This window comes from Ferroplasma sp. (genome assembly GCF_037442045.1).
Taxonomy (GTDB): Archaea; Thermoplasmatota; Thermoplasmata; order Thermoplasmatales; family Thermoplasmataceae; genus Ferroplasma.
Map to the genome: position 1 here is coordinate 1 of NZ_JBBIRC010000076.1, position 3,428 is coordinate 3,428.

The 3,428-nt window shown below is 33.9% G+C and carries 3 protein-coding genes; 1 reads left to right on the forward strand and 2 read right to left on the reverse strand.

Going from position 1 to position 3,428, the window contains the following annotated elements; all coding sequences use genetic code 11:
• The first annotated feature begins 80 nt into the window (after nt 1–80).
• Entirely contained in the window at nt 81–1,646 is a 1,566-nt protein-coding gene (locus WKI77_RS07380) for an APC family permease (protein WP_337861182.1), read from the forward strand.
• On the opposite strand, the gene WKI77_RS07385 is transcribed toward WKI77_RS07380, so the two are convergent.
• Entirely contained in the window at nt 1,643–2,380 is a 738-nt protein-coding gene (locus WKI77_RS07385) for an ATP-binding cassette domain-containing protein (protein ID WP_337861183.1), read from the reverse strand. The two genes, WKI77_RS07380 and WKI77_RS07385, sit on opposite strands and share 4 nt — an antisense overlap.
• Nucleotides 2,373–3,269: an oligopeptide/dipeptide ABC transporter ATP-binding protein gene (locus WKI77_RS07390; protein WP_337861184.1), complete on the reverse strand. Its 897-nt coding sequence runs from the start codon at nt 3,267–3,269 to the stop codon at nt 2,373–2,375. Before WKI77_RS07390 ends, WKI77_RS07385 begins: the two co-directional genes overlap by 8 nt.
• Nucleotides 3,270–3,428 lie beyond the last annotated feature (159 nt).

Consider the following 3,428-nt stretch of genomic DNA (forward strand, 5'->3'; position numbering starts at 1 on the left):
ATAAATTTATAAAAATAACAGGATATGTTTTCATCATGTCTGGTGAATATTTATATACGTTAGTGTTATACTAACTTCTTATGGTAGATAGTAATAAACAAGGTCAATACCAGAATCGATTAAAAAAAGGTGAAGTTGGAGTATGGGGCGCTATAGCAGAGGAAATATCAGCCATGGCACCAGCATGTGATTCTATTGCATTTGTTGTTTCTTCAGCTGTTTTTGCTTTCTTTCTTACCCCGTTATCATTCATAATTGCTACATTGACAATGTTTCTTGAAGTTAATACATTATATCATCTTTCAAAACGGCATGCCAGTGCCGGCGGTTATTATGGTTATATAGCAAATGCCTTTGGCCCTGTACCTGCTATTAGCGCAGGGCTTATGTATCCAATGTATCAGATAGTGAGTACTGCCGCAATTCCTGTATTTGTAGCAGGCGTAGTTCTTCCAGGCGTAGTTCTATATTTTCTTGGAGTAGGCATGCCTGCATGGATATGGATTCCATTTATTCTTGGTTTTATAATAATTCCAATTATGATTGCTATAATAGGTATAAGGCCACAGATGAAATATATTCGATACGCTTCGTTTTTCGAATTAATCTTTCTAGCAATTCTTTCAGCAATAATAATAATCAAGGCACCGGATAATACATTGAATGTTTTCAACCCATTTGTCTGGCCCCAATACAGTTCATGGTTTTCCCCAGAGGGTGGGCCAGTAGCAGGTGTTGGACTTGGAATGATATTCGGATTAACAAGCTTTATAGGCTATGGTGGTTCAGCACCACTTGGTGAAGAAGCTACAAACCCAAAGGCAATTACAAGATCCCTTACTATAGGATTATTGCTTGTTGGTATTGTTTTAACTGAGGTTGCATATTCACAGATTGTTGGATGGGGTATACCGATGATGCAGACCTTTTCAAGTAGTGGGATTCCGGGCATAATTGTAGCAACTGCATATACTGGAATAGTTGGTGGTGTAATGTTTTCACTTGTAGCATTAAATTCTGCATTCTCTGACAGCGTTGCCATGCAGGCAAATGCAGGAAGGGTATATTTTGCAATGGGAAGGGATGGAATTATTCCGAAATTCTTTTCTTTCATACATAAAAAATATGTAACCCCGTCAAAAGCTCTAATGTTTGTGGCCATTGTGTCATCCATTGTAGCAATACTGGCAACATTTATAGTTGCAATGGGTGCAGGGGTTAGCCCTTACCATCTTCTTACAGACCGTGCGGACAACGCTGAAGTGGTACTGGCACTTACCGACTCATTCCAATTTTTAACAACAATGGCACTTGGTGGCCTTATAATAACCCACGTACTTCTGAATACAAGTGTTATGACAATGTTCAGGCGGTTAAAAGAAAAACATACCAATTTACATGACAAGTTCATTCATTTGGTAGAACATTACTTATTGCCAACTGTAGCAACAATAATATTCATATTCGTTTTGTATGAATCTGTTGTTCCACCAGTTTATCCAATAACCTACGCTGTGGAAATAATAGGTATATATACTGTATTTTCAATAATTTACGCATTATATATTAAGTATAAAAAGCCTCACCTTGCAGCAAAAGCTGGAAAATCGGTAAATCTGGTTGATGAAGAGCACAATAACAATTAAATCCTTTTTTTATAATCCGGTGAATACTTTATTAGTTCTTTTGTATAATCATTTTCCGGGCACTCCATAATTTTTTCAGTATAACCCTCTTCAATTATTTGCCCATGGTCTATAATATAGAAATAATCTGATACAAATGAAACTCTATTAATATCATGGTCAATATAAATTATGGAAATTTTATTTTTTAACTCTTTCAGGAAGTTCAATGTTTGGAATAATGTTATGGAATCCATCATTGAAAAAGCTTCATCCAGAACTATAAAATCCGGTTCCGGAATTATAGAAATTGCAAATGCAAGTTTCTGAAGCTCACCTCCTGAAAGAGAATTTGCGTATCTATTTTTATAGTTATTGTAATCCATACCTGCAAGTTCCAGTTTTTCCGTTGCTTTTTCCATGTTTATGCCATTTATTGATGCAGCGGTTTTAATATGCCACTCAACATTTTTTACAGGGTTCATGGCTATATAAGGATCCTGAAATACATAACGAATAAATTTTGGATTTTTTTCTTTTTTCCCATTATAAAATATTTCTCCAGAATAATCGGTATCGTAACCTGTAATCACATTTGCCAGTGTGGTTTTTCCCGATCCGGATGAACCAGTTATACCGTTGACAATATTATTTTTAAATATTGTTGAAATATTGTTCAATGCATAAAAATCACTGAATTTTAATCGCCCTCTTGGAATTTTATATTCTTTTGAAACATTTTTAAGTTCAATCATTTTTCCACCCCGGATATCTCATGCATCGGAAACAATGTCCATTTATGCATTTATATTCTATTTCTTTTTCACATGCTGGTTTCAGGTAAGGGCAATTGCCAATAAAAACGCATCCGGAATTTTTTTGATTGTTTACAGGAATAAATTTTCTGTTGCGGTTTGAATAAACGGGAACGTATTTAAAAAGCATATCTGTAAATGGATGTTCAGGATTTTTTAAAATTTCACCATATTCACCACTTTCTATTATCTGGCCGCCGTAAAGTATATAAACTCTGTCGGCAATTTCAAAAAGAGAATTAACATCGTTACTTGATATTAATATCGAAGTGTGTGCTTTTATATTCTTCAAAAGTTTAAGGAATTTATAAATGGATCTGGAATCCAATCCTGTTGTCGGCTCATCCAGAACAAGAAGTTTTGGCTCTTTTAATAAAGCCATTGCAATTACAACTCTGTGCCTCATTCCGTCACTTAACTGCGTGGCCTTCATTCTAAATATTTCTGGATTGAGTTCCAGGTCTTTAAATAATGATATCACTCTTTCTTTATCAAAAGATTTCCAGTTATAAAGTTTTCCTATCTGGAAATTAACGGTTTTCAGTGGCTTTAAGCTATTTAAGGAATCCTGCTTTACATAAATTATAGAATTTCGGTAGTTCCGGTAATTTTTTTTGTCATATATGCTATTTCCTTTATAAAGGACATTTCCGTTTCTGGCATAAATATCGCCAATAATTGATTTCATCAGCGTTGTCTTGCCTGAACCATTTGGCCCCAGTATCCCAACTATTTCGTTTTCATTAATATTCATATTTATGTTTTTTAGAATTTCTGTATATCTTCCATCGTTATAATATCCAGAATTAAGATCGATGACCTCAATCATAGTTCTCTATTATGCCCATATATATAATTATTAGTATAATGCTAATTCATATTTCATTCAACTTCCAAAATTATTATAAAATAGTTTATAAATAAATTTATTGGCCTCATTTTGAATATATAATGAATGCTGATTTTAATTGTTCATAAAATCGATATA